This window comes from Pseudomonas helmanticensis (genome assembly GCF_900182985.1).
GTDB lineage: Bacteria > Pseudomonadota > Gammaproteobacteria > Pseudomonadales > Pseudomonadaceae > Aquipseudomonas > Aquipseudomonas helmanticensis.
In genome coordinates this window covers 4,285,717-4,301,346 of sequence record NZ_FXUY01000001.1, presented here as the reverse complement: position 1 = coordinate 4,301,346, position 15,630 = coordinate 4,285,717, and the positions used below count along the sequence as shown (strand labels likewise).

At 59.5% G+C, this 15,630-nt stretch carries 14 protein-coding genes; 2 read left to right on the top strand and 12 right to left on the bottom strand.

Features of this window, described 5'->3' with window-relative positions; all coding sequences use genetic code 11:
- Positions 1 to 8: 8 nt before the first annotated feature.
- The 5 genes from QOL84_RS19140 to QOL84_RS19120 form a co-directional block, all read right to left on the bottom strand.
- On the bottom strand, positions 9 to 1,238 hold the full coding sequence (locus QOL84_RS19140) for a nucleoside recognition domain-containing protein (protein WP_283438201.1): 1,230 nt from the start codon (positions 1,236 to 1,238) through the stop codon (positions 9 to 11).
- A gap of 214 nt (positions 1,239 to 1,452) precedes the next feature.
- On the bottom strand, positions 1,453 to 2,784 hold the full coding sequence (gene gltP, locus QOL84_RS19135) for a glutamate/aspartate:proton symporter GltP (protein WP_129387055.1): 1,332 nt from the start codon (positions 2,782 to 2,784) through the stop codon (positions 1,453 to 1,455).
- A gap of 706 nt (positions 2,785 to 3,490) precedes the next feature.
- The gene (locus QOL84_RS19130) at positions 3,491 to 3,955 is read right to left on the bottom strand and encodes an inhibitor of vertebrate lysozyme family protein (RefSeq protein ID WP_283438200.1); all 465 of its coding nucleotides are present in this window, start codon (positions 3,953 to 3,955) and stop codon (positions 3,491 to 3,493) included.
- 2 nt (positions 3,956 to 3,957) lie between these two features.
- The gene (locus tag QOL84_RS19125) at positions 3,958 to 4,122 is read right to left on the bottom strand and encodes a DUF1328 domain-containing protein (RefSeq protein WP_003177151.1); all 165 of its coding nucleotides are present in this window, start codon (positions 4,120 to 4,122) and stop codon (positions 3,958 to 3,960) included.
- Between the two features lie 76 nt (positions 4,123 to 4,198).
- Positions 4,199 to 4,486 (bottom strand): hypothetical protein, encoded by a 288-nt coding sequence (locus QOL84_RS19120; RefSeq protein WP_283438199.1) that lies wholly within the window; start codon positions 4,484 to 4,486, stop codon positions 4,199 to 4,201.
- Positions 4,487 to 4,913: 427 nt separating this feature from the next.
- On the opposite strand from QOL84_RS19120, the gene algB reads away from it, so the two are divergent.
- On the top strand, positions 4,914 to 6,260 hold the full coding sequence (gene algB / locus QOL84_RS19115; protein ID WP_129387064.1) for a sigma-54-dependent response regulator transcription factor AlgB: 1,347 nt from the start codon (positions 4,914 to 4,916) through the stop codon (positions 6,258 to 6,260).
- Positions 6,261 to 6,270: 10 nt separating this feature from the next.
- The gene (locus QOL84_RS19110) at positions 6,271 to 8,061 is read left to right on the top strand and encodes a KinB sensor domain-containing domain (protein WP_283438198.1); all 1,791 of its coding nucleotides are present in this window, start codon (positions 6,271 to 6,273) and stop codon (positions 8,059 to 8,061) included.
- On the opposite strand, the gene QOL84_RS19105 is transcribed toward QOL84_RS19110, so the two are convergent.
- From QOL84_RS19105 to QOL84_RS19075, 7 genes are all read right to left on the bottom strand, one after another.
- Positions 8,058 to 9,671 (bottom strand): EAL domain-containing protein, encoded by a 1,614-nt coding sequence (locus tag QOL84_RS19105; protein ID WP_174823955.1) that lies wholly within the window; start codon positions 9,669 to 9,671, stop codon positions 8,058 to 8,060. The genes QOL84_RS19110 and QOL84_RS19105 overlap by 4 nt on opposite strands.
- A gap of 76 nt (positions 9,672 to 9,747) precedes the next feature.
- Positions 9,748 to 10,530, bottom strand: coding sequence for an N-acetylmuramoyl-L-alanine amidase (locus tag QOL84_RS19100; RefSeq protein ID WP_283438197.1), 783 nt, complete (start codon positions 10,528 to 10,530; stop codon positions 9,748 to 9,750).
- 101 nt (positions 10,531 to 10,631) lie between these two features.
- Positions 10,632 to 12,707 (bottom strand): diguanylate cyclase, encoded by a 2,076-nt coding sequence (locus QOL84_RS19095; protein WP_283438196.1) that lies wholly within the window; start codon positions 12,705 to 12,707, stop codon positions 10,632 to 10,634.
- A complete protein-coding gene (locus tag QOL84_RS19090) occupies positions 12,704 to 13,582 on the bottom strand; it encodes an endonuclease/exonuclease/phosphatase family protein (protein ID WP_129387080.1) in 879 nt (292 codons plus the stop codon). Before QOL84_RS19090 ends, QOL84_RS19095 begins: the two co-directional genes overlap by 4 nt.
- Before the next feature lie 14 nt (positions 13,583 to 13,596).
- Positions 13,597 to 14,238 carry a thiol:disulfide interchange protein DsbA/DsbL gene (locus QOL84_RS19085; protein ID WP_283438195.1) on the bottom strand — a complete coding sequence of 214 codons (642 nt, stop codon included), beginning with the start codon at positions 14,236 to 14,238 and terminating at the stop codon, positions 13,597 to 13,599.
- A gap of 256 nt (positions 14,239 to 14,494) precedes the next feature.
- Positions 14,495 to 15,106: a c-type cytochrome gene (locus tag QOL84_RS19080; protein WP_283438194.1), complete on the bottom strand. Its 612-nt coding sequence runs from the start codon at positions 15,104 to 15,106 to the stop codon at positions 14,495 to 14,497.
- A 30-nt stretch (positions 15,107 to 15,136) separates the two neighbouring features.
- A complete protein-coding gene (locus tag QOL84_RS19075; RefSeq protein WP_045123119.1) occupies positions 15,137 to 15,442 on the bottom strand; it encodes a c-type cytochrome in 306 nt (101 codons plus the stop codon).
- Positions 15,443 to 15,630: the final 188 nt, after the last annotated feature.

The following is a 15,630-nucleotide window of genomic DNA, read 5'->3' as shown; positions in this document are numbered from 1 at the left end:
ATCTGTGGTTATCCGAAGAACCAGTAGCAGACCGTGATCGCGCCAACCACACCGGCAAACTCCGCCAGCAACGCACACCCCACCGCGTGCCGCGCCCGCTGGATCCCCACCGCGCCGAAATACACCGCCAACACATAGAACGTCGTTTCAGTACTGCCCTGCACCGTCGCCGCGACCAGCGCCGGGAAGCTGTCGACCCCCGAGGTCTGCATCGTCTCGATCAACATCGCCCTTGCCGCGCTGCCGGAAAACGGTTTGACCATCGCCGTCGGCAAGGCATCGACAAACCGTGTGTCCCAACCGGCCCACTCGACCAGATGACGAATCCCGTCCAGCCCGAAGTCCAGCGCCCCGGAGGCACGCAGTACGCCGACCGCGCAGAGCATCGCTACCAGATACGGCAGCAGATTCTTCGCGACATCGAAGCCTTCCTTCGCGCCTTCGACAAACGCCTCGTAGACCTTCACTTTCTTTAACGCGCCGATGATCAGAAACAGCATGATCAACCCGAACAACGTCAGATTACCGAGGATCGACGACAATCCCGCCAAAGCCGTCGCCGACAGCGTGCCCAACAGCGCCATGAATCCACCAAGGATCAGCGCACCGGGAATCAGATACGCCAACACCACCGGATCCCAGATCCGCAGGCGTTGCATGAACGCCACCGAGAGGAAGCCGACAATCGTCGAGCAACTGGTCGCCAGCAGAATCGGCAGGAACACCAGCGTCGGGTCCGGCGCGCCTTGTTGGGCGCGGTACATGAAGATCGTCACCGGCAGCAAGGTCAGCGAGGAGGCGTTGAGCACCAGGAAGAGGATTTGCGCGTTACTGGCGATGGTGGCGCTGGGATTGAGTTCCTGCAGCGCCTTCATGGCTTTCAGGCCGATTGGCGTCGCGGCGTTGTCGAGACCCAGGCCGTTGGCAGCAAAGTTGAGGGTGATCAGGCCAAGGGCAGGGTGGCCGGCCGGGACTTCCGGCATCAGCCGCAGAAACAGCGGCCCAAGCACCTTCGCCAGCCATTCGACGATCCCGGCCTTCTCGGCAATGCGCAGAAAACCCAGCCACAGAGTGAGGGTGCCGAACAGCAGCACCATGACTTCGACCGAGAGCTTGGCCATGGCGAAAATGCTCTCCACCATCGCCGCAAAGATCCCGGCGTTGCCGCCGATCAGCCACTGCGCCAGCGCCGATACGGCTGCGACGATGAAGAAGCCAAGCCACAGGCCATTAAGCATCAGTCAAATCCCCCGAAGAATGCCGCGAATGATAGCGGGGTCGCCAGAAACGACAAACCCCGGATTTCTCCGGGGTTTGTATGTACCTGCTGCCACCCCATTTCCCGGGTTGACCTCAATCTACTGTAGGAGCTGCCGAAGGCTGCGATCTGTTGATCTTGCCTTTAAAAACAGAATCAACAGATCGCAGCCTGCGGCAGCTCCTACAGGTGTATCAGTTTTTCGAGATTTCGCCTGCTGGCAGTTTTTCCTTGCTGCGCCAGTGTGGCAGGGAATTCCAGTAGCGCTCGCCCTTGGCGTCGTCGTACATGCCTTCCCAGCGCGAGATAACCAGTACGGCCAGCGCGTTACCGATCACGTTCAGTGCGGTACGGGCCATGTCCATGACGCGGTCGACACCGGCAATGAACGCCAGGCCTTCCAACGGAATGCCGACGCTACCCAGAGTGGCCAGCAGCACCACGAAGGACACGCCCGGTACACCGGCGATGCCTTTGGAGGTGACCATCAGGGTCAGCACCAGCAACAGTTGCTGGCTGATCGAAAGGTCAATGCCGTACAGCTGGGCAATGAAGATCGCGGCGATCGACTGGTACAGGGTCGAACCGTCGAGGTTGAACGAATAACCGGTCGGTACCACGAAGCTGCAGATGGCTTTCGGCGCGCCGTAGGCTTCCATCTTCTCGATCACGCGTGGCAGCACGGTTTCCGACGAAGCGGTGGAGTAGGCCAGCACCAGCTCATCCTTGAAGATGCGCATCAGCTTGATCACCGAGAAACCGAACAGCTTGGCGATCAGGCCCAGTACCACGAAGGCGAAGAAGGCGATGGCGACGTACACCAGGATCACCAGTTTGGCCAGCGGCACCAGCGAAGCGAAACCGAAGTTGGCCACGGTCACCGCGATCAGTGCGAACACGCCGATCGGCGCATAGTTCATGATCATGTGGGTGACTTTGAACATGCTTTCCGAGACGCCCTGGAACATCTTCACCAGCGGCTCGCGCAGGTCCGATTGCAGGCTCGACAGACCGAGACCGAACAATACGGAGAAGAAGATGATCGGCAGCATTTCGCCGCGGGCCATGGCCGCGAAGATGTTCGACGGGATCAGGTTGAGGATGGTCTCGATGAACGCGTGTTCATGTTGTACTTCGGCGGCGGTCGCCTGGTACTTGGAGATGTCCACGGTGCCGAGGGTACTCATGTCGATGCCGGCACCCGGATGGAACAGGTTGGCCAGCAACAGACCGACAACGATGGCGATGGTGGTGACGATTTCGAAGTAGATGATCGTCTTCAGGCCGATGCGCCCGAGTTTCTTGGCGTCACCGACACCGGCAATGCCGACGATCAGCGAGGAGATGACGATCGGGATCACGATCATCTTGATCAGACGGATAAAGATATCGCCTGCTGGTTGCAGGACGTTGCTGATCCACCAGGCCTTCTCGGCACTGAAGTGGTTGAGCAACGCACCAATTGCAATACCCAAAACCAGACCGATGAGGATCTGCCAGGCGAGGCTAATTTTTGCCTTCTTCATTATCTTTACCCTTACTTGCGTTTGACTCAGGCACATGCAGGAACTGGAACGCTTTTTAGCGGAAAAGTCTGTGCATCTGCCTCCGTATAAGGTGCCCCGAAGCGCGTGTTTACGGCTCTTCGGCAGGCGAAAAAAGGCGCAACTATTCCGATGCAAGGTTGCGCCGTCTAATGCCGTAAACGCCTACCCTATGCCGAATCGGCATGAGCTTTTTTAAATGAAACTGGCGTCCCAACCGGTTCGATTGTGACATTTCGGCCGGCATAAGTGCCGTGAACCGGCCATCACAGCGTAGATTGATTATTTTTTGAACGAGAAAATTCGTCGAGAATTTTAGGAAAAAGCCTACGCGGGAAGACTAGAAGTCCCACTGTTTAAAAGGTTTTTTTCTCGATATACGGTCGCCATGAAACACCGCGTAATGTTTTCGCGCGCAGTGTCGACGATAAAAAGGAAGGACTGGACGCTCTGGATCAACGTTTTGATCGATTGAAAGCTCAGCGCAAGTCCGTCGAACCACTGTGGGCCGGCGAACCTGCGGCGCAGCTTTTACTTACCCTGACCCGGCCCTTGCGCAGGCACTCCATGTCCCCGTAGGTCACTCCGACCCTGTAACAGTCAGAACGTCCCGGCCCCTTGGTCATGCGCCGGCCCTCCTCGGGTGGGCGCAATGGAAAGCAGCAGGGCTGCTGCCTTCATGTTCAAATCAGTACCACTGCGGATCTTTTTTCAGCGTTTCCATCAACAGATCCTGCATGCCCTGATCGGGTTTGCCGAGGAAGCGGTAGGTGGCATGTCGCGTTGGCGACTTGTCGGCCGGCAGTCCCTCTGGCACATCGACGAGCATGGCGTAGGCATCTTTCTTGTCGAAACTGAACGCGACGATCAAGCGGTGATTCAGGCACTTGTCTGCGGATTCGCAGAGCGGGCCGACCAGATACTTGTCGCCATCTTCAGTCACGGCATTCATTTGCTGGTCCGGCGTGCCGGACAGGTTCATCACCCATTCCGGCAGGCGTTCTTCCTTCTTCACCACGCCTTCCCACGTTTCGCGATATTGCGGGTCGGAACTCAACAGTTCGTTGACCCGCGCCTGGCCATCGTTGGCCGCCATCGCCATGGCACTACCGCCCAGAAGCAGGGCGGCTGCCAGTGTCTTTAAAACAGTCATCGTTAACCTCGGCCGCGACGGCCAAAGAAGAAGGAAGCGATGAACATCACCAGGAACACGACAAAGAGAATCTTGGCGATACCCGTGGCGGTGCCCGCGATACCACCGAAGCCCAGTACTGCGGCGATGATGGCAATGATCAAGAATGTAATTGCCCAGCTCAACATGGTGATTCTCCTTACTTCTCTATTTAGGGGTGTTACGTGTTCCGGCGCATCGCGCCTGAATTCATTTTTCAATCAGTCAGAAAACCCAACGCTCTTCACGTGGCATTTGATCCAGTGGCTGCGCCTGATCGACCGCCATCATGTGCATCGCCGCGTTGTCGTCCTGGGTGCTGCTGACAGCGCTGAAATGACTCTGGGTGCTGTGCTGCATCGAGATCAGCGGTGCCTCTGGCTGCTGGCTGTTTTCCCAGCGCAGGTATTGCTGGCAAGCAATCAGGGTGATAAGCAGCGCAAGTACGCCAAACAGACCTTGCTGGATGTGCAGTGGCGAGATGCGTACTTGGGCGGCGCGTTGGCGAGTCATCCTGGGTTCCTCACTCTTATTCGGTTGGGGCAGTTCTGATCTGCCCGGGCTGAATGAGGTATTGCAGCCTGCGTGCCAATTTTTTAATTGAAAAATAATCAATAAAATCAAAGGCTTATATAGATGTAAAAAATGAATAGCGACGCATCCTGCACGATGGGTCATCTGCGATCGTGCGCAATGCACGATTATTTCGTAGGAGAATTCATTCTTATGGAATTGCGAGCCGGTCGCAGATGTCAGAAAAGGACGCAGGCAACGCCCTGCAAACCGGTGATTGTTTAAAAAACCAACAAAATCAACGTATTGGCCGTAATGGAAGGAGAGAGCTACCCTCCTATGGCTGGCATCGTTCAGAATCAACCATGCAACTTGCCCGATTTTTCCGGGACTAACCCAAGACCAATCACTATGGAGCGTAGGAAAAATGGAATCTGCCACTGAGCATCAAGGCCGCATTCTGCTGGTGGATGATGAATCCGCCATCCTGCGTACCTTCCGTTATTGCCTCGAAGACGAAGGCTATACGGTCGCCACTGCCAACAGCGCGGCCCAGGCCGACGCTTTGCTGCAACGCCAGGTTTTCGACCTGTGCTTCCTTGATTTGCGTCTGGGCGAAGACAACGGTCTCGACGTGCTGGCGCAAATGCGCGTGCAGGCGCCGTGGATGCGCGTGGTGATCGTCACCGCTCACTCGGCAGTCGATACTGCGGTGGATGCGATTCAGGCGGGCGCTGCTGATTATCTGGTGAAACCGTGCAGCCCCGATCAATTGCGTCTGGCGACCGCCAAGCAACTTGAGGTGCGCCAGTTGTCGGCGCGTCTCGAAGCACTCGAAGGCGAGATGCGCAAACCGAAGGACGGTCTCGATTCCCACAGCCCGGCCATGAAAGTCGTACTGGAGACTGCGCGCCAGGTGGCGAGCACCGATGCCAACATCCTTATCCTCGGTGAGTCCGGTACCGGTAAAGGCGAGCTGGCCCGGGCAATTCACGGCTGGAGCAAGCGTGAGAAAAAATCCTGCGTGACCATCAACTGCCCGTCGCTGACTGCCGAATTGATGGAAAGTGAATTGTTCGGTCACAGTCGCGGGGCATTTACCGGCGCTAGCGAAAGTACGTTGGGTCGAGTCAATCAGGCTGACGGTGGCACGCTGTTTCTCGACGAGATCGGCGATTTTCCCTTGACGTTGCAACCGAAGTTGCTGCGTTTCATTCAGGACAAGGAATACGAGCGGGTAGGGGATCCAGTCACCCGTCGCGCCGATGTGCGCATTCTGGCGGCGACCAACCTTAATCTGGAAGACATGGTCCGCGACGGGCGCTTCCGTGAAGACCTGCTCTACCGCCTCAATGTCATTACCCTGCATCTGCCACCGTTGCGCGAACGTGCCGAGGACATTCTCACCCTCGCTGATCGCTTCCTCGCACGCTTCGTCAAAGAGTACGCACGCCCGGCACGCGGTTTCAGTGACGAGGCCCGTGAAGCGCTGCTCGGCTACCGTTGGCCGGGCAACATTCGTGAGCTGCGCAACGTGGTTGAGCGGGCGAGCATCATCTGCCCACAGGAGCGCGTAGAAATCAGCCACCTCGGCATGGCCGAACAACCCGCCAACAATGCGCCGCGCGTTGGCGCCGCGTTGAGTCTCGATGAATTGGAAAAGGCCCATATCGGCGCCGTCCTCGCCACCGCTGGAACCTTGGATCAAGCGGCAAAAACCCTCGGAATCGACGCCTCGACGCTGTATCGCAAGCGCAAGCAGTACAACTTGTGAGTGTCTGGCGATGAAACTGGCGATGAAGTTGCGGACCCGCTTGTTCCTGAGCATTTCCGCCTTGATCACGGTGGCCTTGCTCGGGTTGTTGCTCGGGCTGGTCAGCGTGATGCAAATGGCCGGATCGCAGGAAGCGCTGGTGCGCAATAACTTCGTCACCCTCGACCTGGGGCTAAAGCTTCGGCAGACGCTCGGTGATCAACTGATCATCATGCTCGCGGAAAAGCCTGACCCGGCGGCCTTTGAAGCCTCCAAACAGCATTACTTCGAGTTGCTTGACGAGGGCATCGCCCAAGAGCAGGTGGGCGACGGTCGCCAGTATGGTTTCAGCCAGGCCAAGGCCGATTACCTGAGTTTCCTGCAAGCCTTCGATCTGTCCCGCGACCCCGCCACCGCACTGAGCAGCGACGCCGATTTCCGGGAACGCTTCAATACTTTGCGCAACGGCCTGATCACCGAACACAAGCATGCACTGGACAACATCAATGCGGTGCAGCATGACGCCCGCGACCGCGCGTTGTTGGTCGCCGGCCTGCTCGGGCTGGTCGGGCTGGCGGTGTTGATCATCGGTTTCGTCACGGCTCACGGCATCGCCCGGCGTTTCGGTGCGCCGATCGAGGCGCTGGCGCAGGCGGCGGACAACATCGGCCAAGGCAATTTCGAAGTGACCCTGCCGATTTCCTCGGCCATGGAAATGAACCAGCTGACCAAGCGCTTCGGGCTGATGGCCGAAGCGCTGCGTGAGCATCAGGCGACCAACGTCGACGAACTGCTGGCCGGCCAGCAGCGCTTGCAGGCGGTGCTCGACAGCATCGATGACGGTTTATTGATGATCGACCGCCAGGGCCAGCTGGAGCACCTCAACCCGGTCGCTCAACGCCAATTGGGCTGGGACGATGATCGCCTCGGTCAAGGTTTGGGCTCGGCGCTGCAACGGCCGGAGCTGGATTCGCAGCTGCAACTGGTCTTGCGCGGTGGCACGCTTGAGCGAGCGCCGGAAGATTTGAGCATTGAGGTCGATGGCGAATCACGCCTGCTGACCTACAGCCTGACGCCGGTCAGCCACACCCAGGGTCACATCCTCGGTGCGGTGATGGTGCTGCACGATGTCACCGAGCAGCGCGCGTTCGAGCGGGTCCGTAGCGAGTTCGTTCTGCGCGCCTCCCACGAACTGCGCACACCGGTCACCGGCATGCACATGGCCTTCGGCCTGTTCCGTGAGCGGGCGAAGTTTCCGGCGGATTCACGCGAGGCGGATCTGCTCGATACCGTGAATGAAGAAATGCAGCGCCTGATGCAGTTGATCAACGATCTGCTCAATTTCTCACGCTACCAGAACGGTTTGCAGAAACTGTCGCTGGCGCCGTGCTCCATTGAAGATCTGCTGGAGCAGGCGCAATTGCGGTTTGCCGACTTTGCGGCGGGCAAAGGCATTGCGCTGACTGTCGAAGTGCAGGGACCTTTGCCGCGCTTGCAGGCCGATCAGGCGCAGTTGGATCGGGTGCTCGACAACTTGATCGACAATGCCCTGCGCCATACCGCCCGCGACGGCCAGATCCGTTTGCAGGCGCGGCGCCATGGCGAGCGGGTGATCATCAGTGTCGAAGACAACGGCGAAGGCATTGCCTATGGCCAGCAGGGACGCATTTTCGAGCCGTTCGTGCAGGTCGGACGCAAGAAGGGCGGCGCCGGTCTCGGCCTGGCGCTGTGCAAGGAAATTGTCCAGTTGCACGGCGGGCGCATGGGCGTTTATTCGCGGCCGGGGCAGGGCACGCAGTTCTATATGGCGCTGACGGTTTAAGCTTCGTCGTCCATGCGTCGCGCGGCAAGGCGCCGGCCCCGGGTGATCAGCTCAATGAACTGCACCGCGCTCAGGGCATGGGCGAACAGCCAGCCCTGGCCGAACTTGACGCCTTCGCTGCTGAGCAATTCGGCTTGCGACTCCAGCTCGATGCCTTCGGCAATCACCTTCAGATCCAGTGCCTGCGCCATGTGAATGATGTGCGGGGCGACGCCACTGCTGGCCGCGTCATGGCCGAGCGCGTCGATGAAAGCCTTGTCGATCTTCAGGCAATCCACCGGCAGGGTTTGCAGGTAGGCGAGGCTGCAATAGCCGGTACCGAAGTCGTCGATCAGCACTTGGTGGCCGACATCACGCAACGCTTGCAGGTTCTCCCGCGCCACCACCACATCGATCAGGCCGCGTTCGGTGACTTCGAAAGCAATCTGCCGCGCCGCCACCCGGTGCAACGTCAGCAGCCGTGCCATGACCTGGCCGATGCGCGGCACCATGACGTCGCAAGCGGCGAGGTTCACCGAAATATACAGTTGCGGGTTGGCACGCAGCAGTTGGCCCAGTTGTTCGAGCAGACGCTGGAGGACGAAATCGGTCATCTGGCGAATCTGTCCGGTGTTTTCCGCCATTGGAATGAACAGGTCAGGGCTGGTCAGCGTGCCGTCCGGGCGGCGCCAGCGCAGCAGAGCTTCAGCGCCGACGCAGTTGCGACTGTCGAGGTCGAAGATCGGTTGATAGAGCACCTGCAACTCGCCACGACGGATCGCGCCGTGCAATTCGGCGTCGAGTGACTGGCGTTGGCGCACCAGCAGGAATACCAGAAAGCCCGCCAGTGCGCCGAGCAACAGGCAGGCGGGCACCATCCACCACCAGACGGCAGGAATGTGCATGCCGGTGCGCGGCGAGATCAGCACCAATTGATATTCCGGGTTGTCGGTGGGCATGCGGTAGACAAGGCGCGTTTGTGTGACTTGCAGGGCCTCGCGGCTTTTCGGCGGCCAGTGTTCGGTGGGTGGCCAGGCTTGCTCTGTACCCAGTACCGGGATGGCGCGGGTGCCGTGATCCAGCACGACCAACAGGCTACTGCCGGGCGAGAGGTCGACCATGTCGGTCAGATGCCCGCGAGACGTGGCCACGCGAAAATTGCCGCGTCCGAGCATCAGCGCGGCGCGGTTTTCATCGGGTTCAGTGGTGGTGTTCAGCCAATAACTGTAGGTCGGGCCTTTGATGTCGGGCTGGCGGACGACTGGCAGAGCTTCCTGGCGCGGACGATTGGAGCAGGTTCGCGTGCCATCGCTGTAAGCCGCCTCATAGACGAAGCGGTAATTGAAGGTGACTTGCTGCAGGGTGGCGATCATCTCGTCGTCGCAGCTGCGCAACGGTTGTGCTTCCAGATCATCGAGACTTTCGCGCAACTGGCCGAATAATTGTTCGAGACGGGCGAGGAAGCGTTCGCCCTGCGCGTTCATTTCCTGGCTTTCGTTCTGCTCGACCTGATGCATCGCGACGAACATTGCGCCGGCGATCAGCAGGCTGGCACTGAGGACGGCCGCGATCATCGCCAAAAACCAGGGGCGATAAAACCAGCTACGCAGCGTCTCTCGGGTAGCAACCATCATGGAATATCCGAAGAATTACCAATGAGTTATAGCTGCTGATTGCAATTTCGCCCTGACCGTCGGGCGGGCGTCATTATTTTGTCTGATTCAGTACGAGCAATAGGGCGGCCGTTTGCGCATCTGGCGTGCCATCGAAACGTGCTGGACGGAAATGCATCTGGAACGCGGCGAGGACATGGCGAGTGGCGACGTCCAGTTCACCGGTCTGCGGTGTGTCGTAGCCCATGTGCGCCAATTGCGCCTGGAACCAGCTGATGCTCGGTAATTCGCTGCTGCTCAATAGCGCTTGTTGGCGTGCCACCGCTTGCTCGTTGGGCCACAGGCCAAGGCCTTCAGCAGCAAGGCGTTTCCATGGAAACAGCGGCCCCGGATCAAGCTTGCGCAGCGGCGCGATGTCGCTGTGACCGATGATGTGGCGCGGGCTGATGCCATTGCGTTTGCTGATGTCCTTGAGCAGGGCGATCAGCGCTTGAATCTGCGCCTCGCTGTACGGATACCACAGGCGTCCGGTCGGCGTGTCCTTGAAGCCCGGATTGACGATTTCGATGCCGATCGAACTGGAATTGAGCCACGTGCGGCCCTGCCATTGGCTTTCGCCGGCGTGCCAGGCGCGCTGGTTTTCATCCATCAGTTTGTAGACGGTGCCAGCCTTGTCGTCACCGATCAGGTAATGGCTGCTGACTTCGCCGTGGGTCAGCAGTTGCAGCGAGCGCTCCAGCGAGGCCGAGGTGTAATGCACGATCACGAACTGGATGCGGCTGTCGTAATTGGCCGAAGGATGGCTGGTGTCGTAACGCGGGCCGCTGGCACAACCGGCCAGAACGAGCAGCGACGCGAGGAAAGTAAAAAATTTCATGGCAGAAGGCAGTACACGCAAGACAGTAATGCAACAGTGTAACGTACTGCCTTGCGTCCCGACGGTCAGCGGGCGGAATTAAACAAAATGGAACAATTGGCTCAGCCCAGCTCGACGCGGTTGCGCCCGGCATTTTTCGCCCGGTACAGCGCCTGATCGGCTCTTTTCAGCACCAGATCACTGTGCTCTCCCGGCTTGAATGACGCCAGGCCCATGGAAATGGTGATCGTCACACGCTCGCCCTTGAAGTGGAACGGGCAGGCTTCGATTGCCGCGCGCAGCGTTTCCAGCAGTTTTGCGCCGACCGCTGGCGGAGTGGCGGGTAGCAGCAGGACGAATTCTTCGCCACCAAAACGGGCTATGAAATCCGCGCCGCGCAGGCGTTTGCGCAGCACGCTGGCAATGATTTTCAGGACTTTATCGCCGGCCAGGTGACCGTAGTTGTCGTTGATCCGCTTGAAGTGATCAAGGTCGAGCATGGCCAGGCTCAAGGTATTGCCATGCTGCTGCCACTGCTTGATCTCGTGTTCGAGACGCTCGCTCCACGCGGCGCGGTTGGGCAGGCCGGTGAGCGGGTCGATCAGGGCTTTCTGCCGTTGCACTTCAAGGTGTTCCCGGAAACCCTGGGCTTCCTGCTCCATGTGCGCCACGCGTTCGGACAGGCTTTTAAGCCGCGTCGCGACTTCCTGCTCGCGGGCATCACGCTGTTTCTGGTGTTGATCCATGGTGCCGAGCAGGCCTTCGAGATGGTTCTCCAGCACTTGCTTGAGGTCGTCGAGATCCGCCGCTTCCTGCATGCTGGTCTGCAGGCCGTCGACCTGCTCACGAATCTGCGTGTCCATCGCTCGCGCCGCCGAGCTGTTGTCGGCATGGCCCTCGCTGGCGGCTTGCAGGTTGCTCTGAAACGCCTCGAGGCGTTCGTTGAGCTGCTGCAAGTAGGCTTCGAATTCGTGCTGGCCGCTGTCAGTGATCGCCAGCATCAACGTCGCGAGATCGTCGAGGATCGGGATCAGTTCGTACCAGTTCAGGCCATGTTGCAGTCGCTCACGCATGGCTTCGGCTTGCGGCCGGTGGCGCTCGGGCAGGGTCAGGTCGTCGAGCAGGCCAATCAGGGTTTCTTCGATGTGCTTGGCCACGGAGCTGTAGGACGGCTCGGGAGAATCCGGCAGGGCGAAAAGGATGTCTTGCTCGGATTGCTCCGGGTCGATGGCTGCCAGAGCCTGTGCGATCGGCTCGGGCAGCGGCAGGCTGTCGAGGATCAGCGGGTGCGGATCGCCGGGGTGGATCAGTTCATCGGGATTGAAGGCGTCGATTGTGGCCGAAGCGTGCACGGGCGTGGGCGTGATGACGACTTCGGGTTCGGGCTTGACCGGTTCAGCTGCGACCGGAGCATGCGCCGCTTCGGGGACGACAGTGGGCGGTACGAAGGCAAACACTTCAGGCACTGCCGGCGTCTGCGGCGAGGGCGTCGGTGTTGCGATCACGGGTGCGGGTGCTTTGACCGCAGGAGCGGTAATCGGCGGCTCAGCAGCGACGGTGGGGGCAGTTTGCACTGCCGCTGCCGCTGGCTCCGAGGCGACGGGCGCTTGTACCTGTGGCGCTAGCGGCGCCGGCGCGTGCGTGTCGGCTGCTGGCGCAAGCGTCTCCTCGTTGTCACGACTGCCGAACAAACGTTGCAGCAACCCCGGGCGTCCCGGCTCGGCAGGCGTTTCCAGCTGGGTCAAGGCCTTGCCTTGCAAACCACTGAGTTCACTCAGCAGCAGCGGCATTTCCCGCGCCGAGCCAACGCGACTATCCAGTTGTTTGGCAAATTTCTTCAGGGGTTGCGCGACTTCTCGCGGCAGCGGCAGCGACTGCAATTGAGTGACCAATGCTGTCAGTGCGGTGCTGACCTGATCGATCCGGGTTTCGCGGCGCTGCTCGGAATCGAGCACGGCTTTTTCCAGGCGTGGCAGGAGGGCAGCGAGGCCGGCGTCCATGTCGTCGGTGCGCACCACGTCGCGCATCTCTTTCATGCACTGATCAACGACCTTGTCGGTGCCCTCAGCCGCGAGCGTGCTGCGCACCAGGCCACGCCGCAGCAGGTCGAGCCTTGCGGCCCAGCGGCGTTCGAGTTTGTCCTGTTGTTCGATGCTTTTGAGGTACTTCTCTTTCCAGCGCTGGGCTTCGTCGCTCATTCAGGGGTTCCGCGAGGGGCAGGACTCAACGCGGGCAATGCATCGGCCGTGAGCGAACCCGGCAGACGAATCTCTACCGCGACCGGCAGGTGATCGGAAATCGGTTGTGCCAGCACTTCGACCTTTTCCAGGGTCAGGGTCGGGCTGAGCAAAATATGATCAAGGCAACGCTGAGGACGCCAGCTGGGGAATGTCGCTTCCACCTGCGGGGCCAGCAGGCCGAGATCGCGTAACGGAGAATGTTGCAGCAGGTCGCTGGCGTGGGTATTCATGTCGCCCATCAATACCTGATGTTTGTAGCCACCGATCAGTTCACGAATATAGGCCAGTTGCAGGCTGCGGGTTCGTGCGCCAAGCGCCAGGTGCATCATCACCACTACCAGCGCTTCCGGGCCTTCGCCGAAACGCAGCAGAATCGCGCCGCGACCTTTCGGGCCGGGCAACGGGTGATCCTCGATCGCCGATGGTTTCAGGCGACTGAGTACGCCATTGCTGTGCTGGGCCAGTCGACCAAGGTTGCGATTGAGTTGTTGATACCAGTAAGGGAAGGCGCCGAGCTGGGCGAGGTGTTCGACCTGATTGACGTAGCCTGAGCGCAGGCTGCCGCCATCGGCTTCCTGCAGGGCGACCAGATCGAAGTCGCCAAGCAGGTCGCCGATCTTTTGCAGATTGCCTGAACGGCCGTTGTGCGGCAGCAGATGCTGCCAGCTGCGCGTCAGGTAATGCCGATAGCGCTCGGTACTTATACCGACCTGAATGTTGAAACTGAGCAGGCGCAGACGCTGGTCCGCGGGCAAGCCCGTGGACGCCAGGTGATGCTCGTTGACCTGCGGGTCATGCAGGCCAACGATGCGTTCAGACTTCCAGCGGCGCATGGCGGTGGCGGCGCTTAGTTGGCAGCAGCCTTGGTTGCCGCTCGCTCTTTGGCGACCAGTTGGTCAGCCAGTTTCAATGCTTCTTCGGCACCACCGGCAGAGCCGATGTCAAAGCGGTACTTGCCGTTGACGATCATGGTTGGCACGCCAGTGATTTCATACTTCTTGGCCAGTTCACGGGCCTTGACGATCTGCCCTTTGATGGCGAACGAGTCGAAGGTGGCGAGGAACTTGTCCTTGTCCACGCCTTGGGTGGCGAGGAAGTCAGCCATGTCGTTCTTGTCGGTCAGTTTCTTGTGTTCTTTCTGGATGGCGTTGAACACGGCGTTATGCACCTTGTGCTCGACACCCATGGCTTCCAGGGTCAGGAACATTTGGCCGTGAGCGTCCCACGGGCCGCCGAACATGGCAGGAATACGCACGAAGTTGACGTCCGATGGCAGCTTCTCGACCCATGGGTTGATCACCGGTTCAAAGGCGTAGCAGTGCGGGCAGCCGTACCAGAACAGCTCGACCACTTCGATCTTGCCAGGCTCTGCAACCGGTACCGGGTTGGCCAGCTCGACGTAAGGGGCGGCTGGGGCTTCGGCGGCTTGAGCGGTCACGCCGAACAGGCTGGCAGCGACGAGAGCGGCGCTGATGATCAGATTACGCATGCTTTACTCCTGGACAATTTTGGTCGCCTCGCGCGACCTGTTTTCAGACAGATCCTGGCGGGCATGAGTTCTGTAGTGTAACGGCAGCGGCCACAAAAAAGGGCGGCCAAAGCCACCCTTTTTATACTTGCTGTGACGGATTAATCGAGCGTTAACATTGCACTCCTGCATTGGGTCACGTAACCCCCCTGTAGGAGCTGCCGAAGGCTGCGATCTTTTGATCTTCGGCCTTCATCCAACGCTCGACCCGGCGCGCTTAGTGCAGACCCTGAATGTAGCTGGAGACCGCAGCGATGTCTTCGTCGCTCAGGCGCTTGGCAATGGTCTGCATGGTCATGGTGTCACCATCGTTGGTGCGCCCACCTTCTTCCTTGCGGAAATCGGTCAGCTGTTTAGTGATGTACTGAGCGTGTTGGCCACCTAGATGCGGGAAGCCGGCAGCCGCGTTACCGGCGCCGTTCGGCGAGTGGCAACCGGTACAGGCGGGCAGGCCCTTGGCGAGGTTGCCGCCACGGAACAGCGCTTCACCGCGTGCGACGATCTTCGGATCGGCTGCGCCGACGCTGCCTTTCTGGCTGGCGAAGTACGCCGCGATGTCGGAAAGATCCTGATCGCTCAGGTTGGTCAGCAGACCAGTCATTTCCAGCACGGTGCGCTTGCCCGACTTGATGTCGTGCAACTGCTTGGTCAGGTAGCGTTCACCTTGACCGGCCAGTTTCGGAAAGTTTGGCGCCATGCTGTTCCCGTCCGGGCCATGGCAGGCTCCGCATACGGCAGCTTTCGCCTGGCCTGCTGCGGCATCACCGGCAGCATGGGCGAAGCCTGAAATTCCCACGGTCAACAGCAGACTCACGATCAATTTGTTCATCAGCTAATCCAACTACGGCTAAGGGTTAAGTTATGGACCGGGCTTACTCGCGCTCATCCAAAGGATGATGGCTTGGTAATCCTCGGCACTGCAGTCCATGCACAAACCACGCGGCGGCATCGCCTTGAAACCCTGGGTCACGTGTTGCACCAGCGTCCCCATACCTTTCGCCAACCTCGGCGTCCAAGCTTCCTGATCGCCTCTTTCGGGCGCCATGGGTAGTTGGCCGGAATGACAGGCACCACAAACACGGTTGTACACGGCTTCCGGATCCTGTGTAGCCTGTGCGCTGTAAAGCGGCATCAAGACTCCGGCAGCCAGCAGCCATTTCGTCATAAAACGACCTTTTCAGGGTTGAGAGCGTTCTGCGTTCTAATGCGCAATCAAGGTCTGTCGCTCTCGTGAACTTCATCCTACGCTGGGACAAAGCACACACAAAATCTGCGGCATTATATACTGGCGTCACTGAAACGGAAGCGACACCGCGTTCCGCGCCCAATCCCGGCGCCGCCCACATCGGAAAT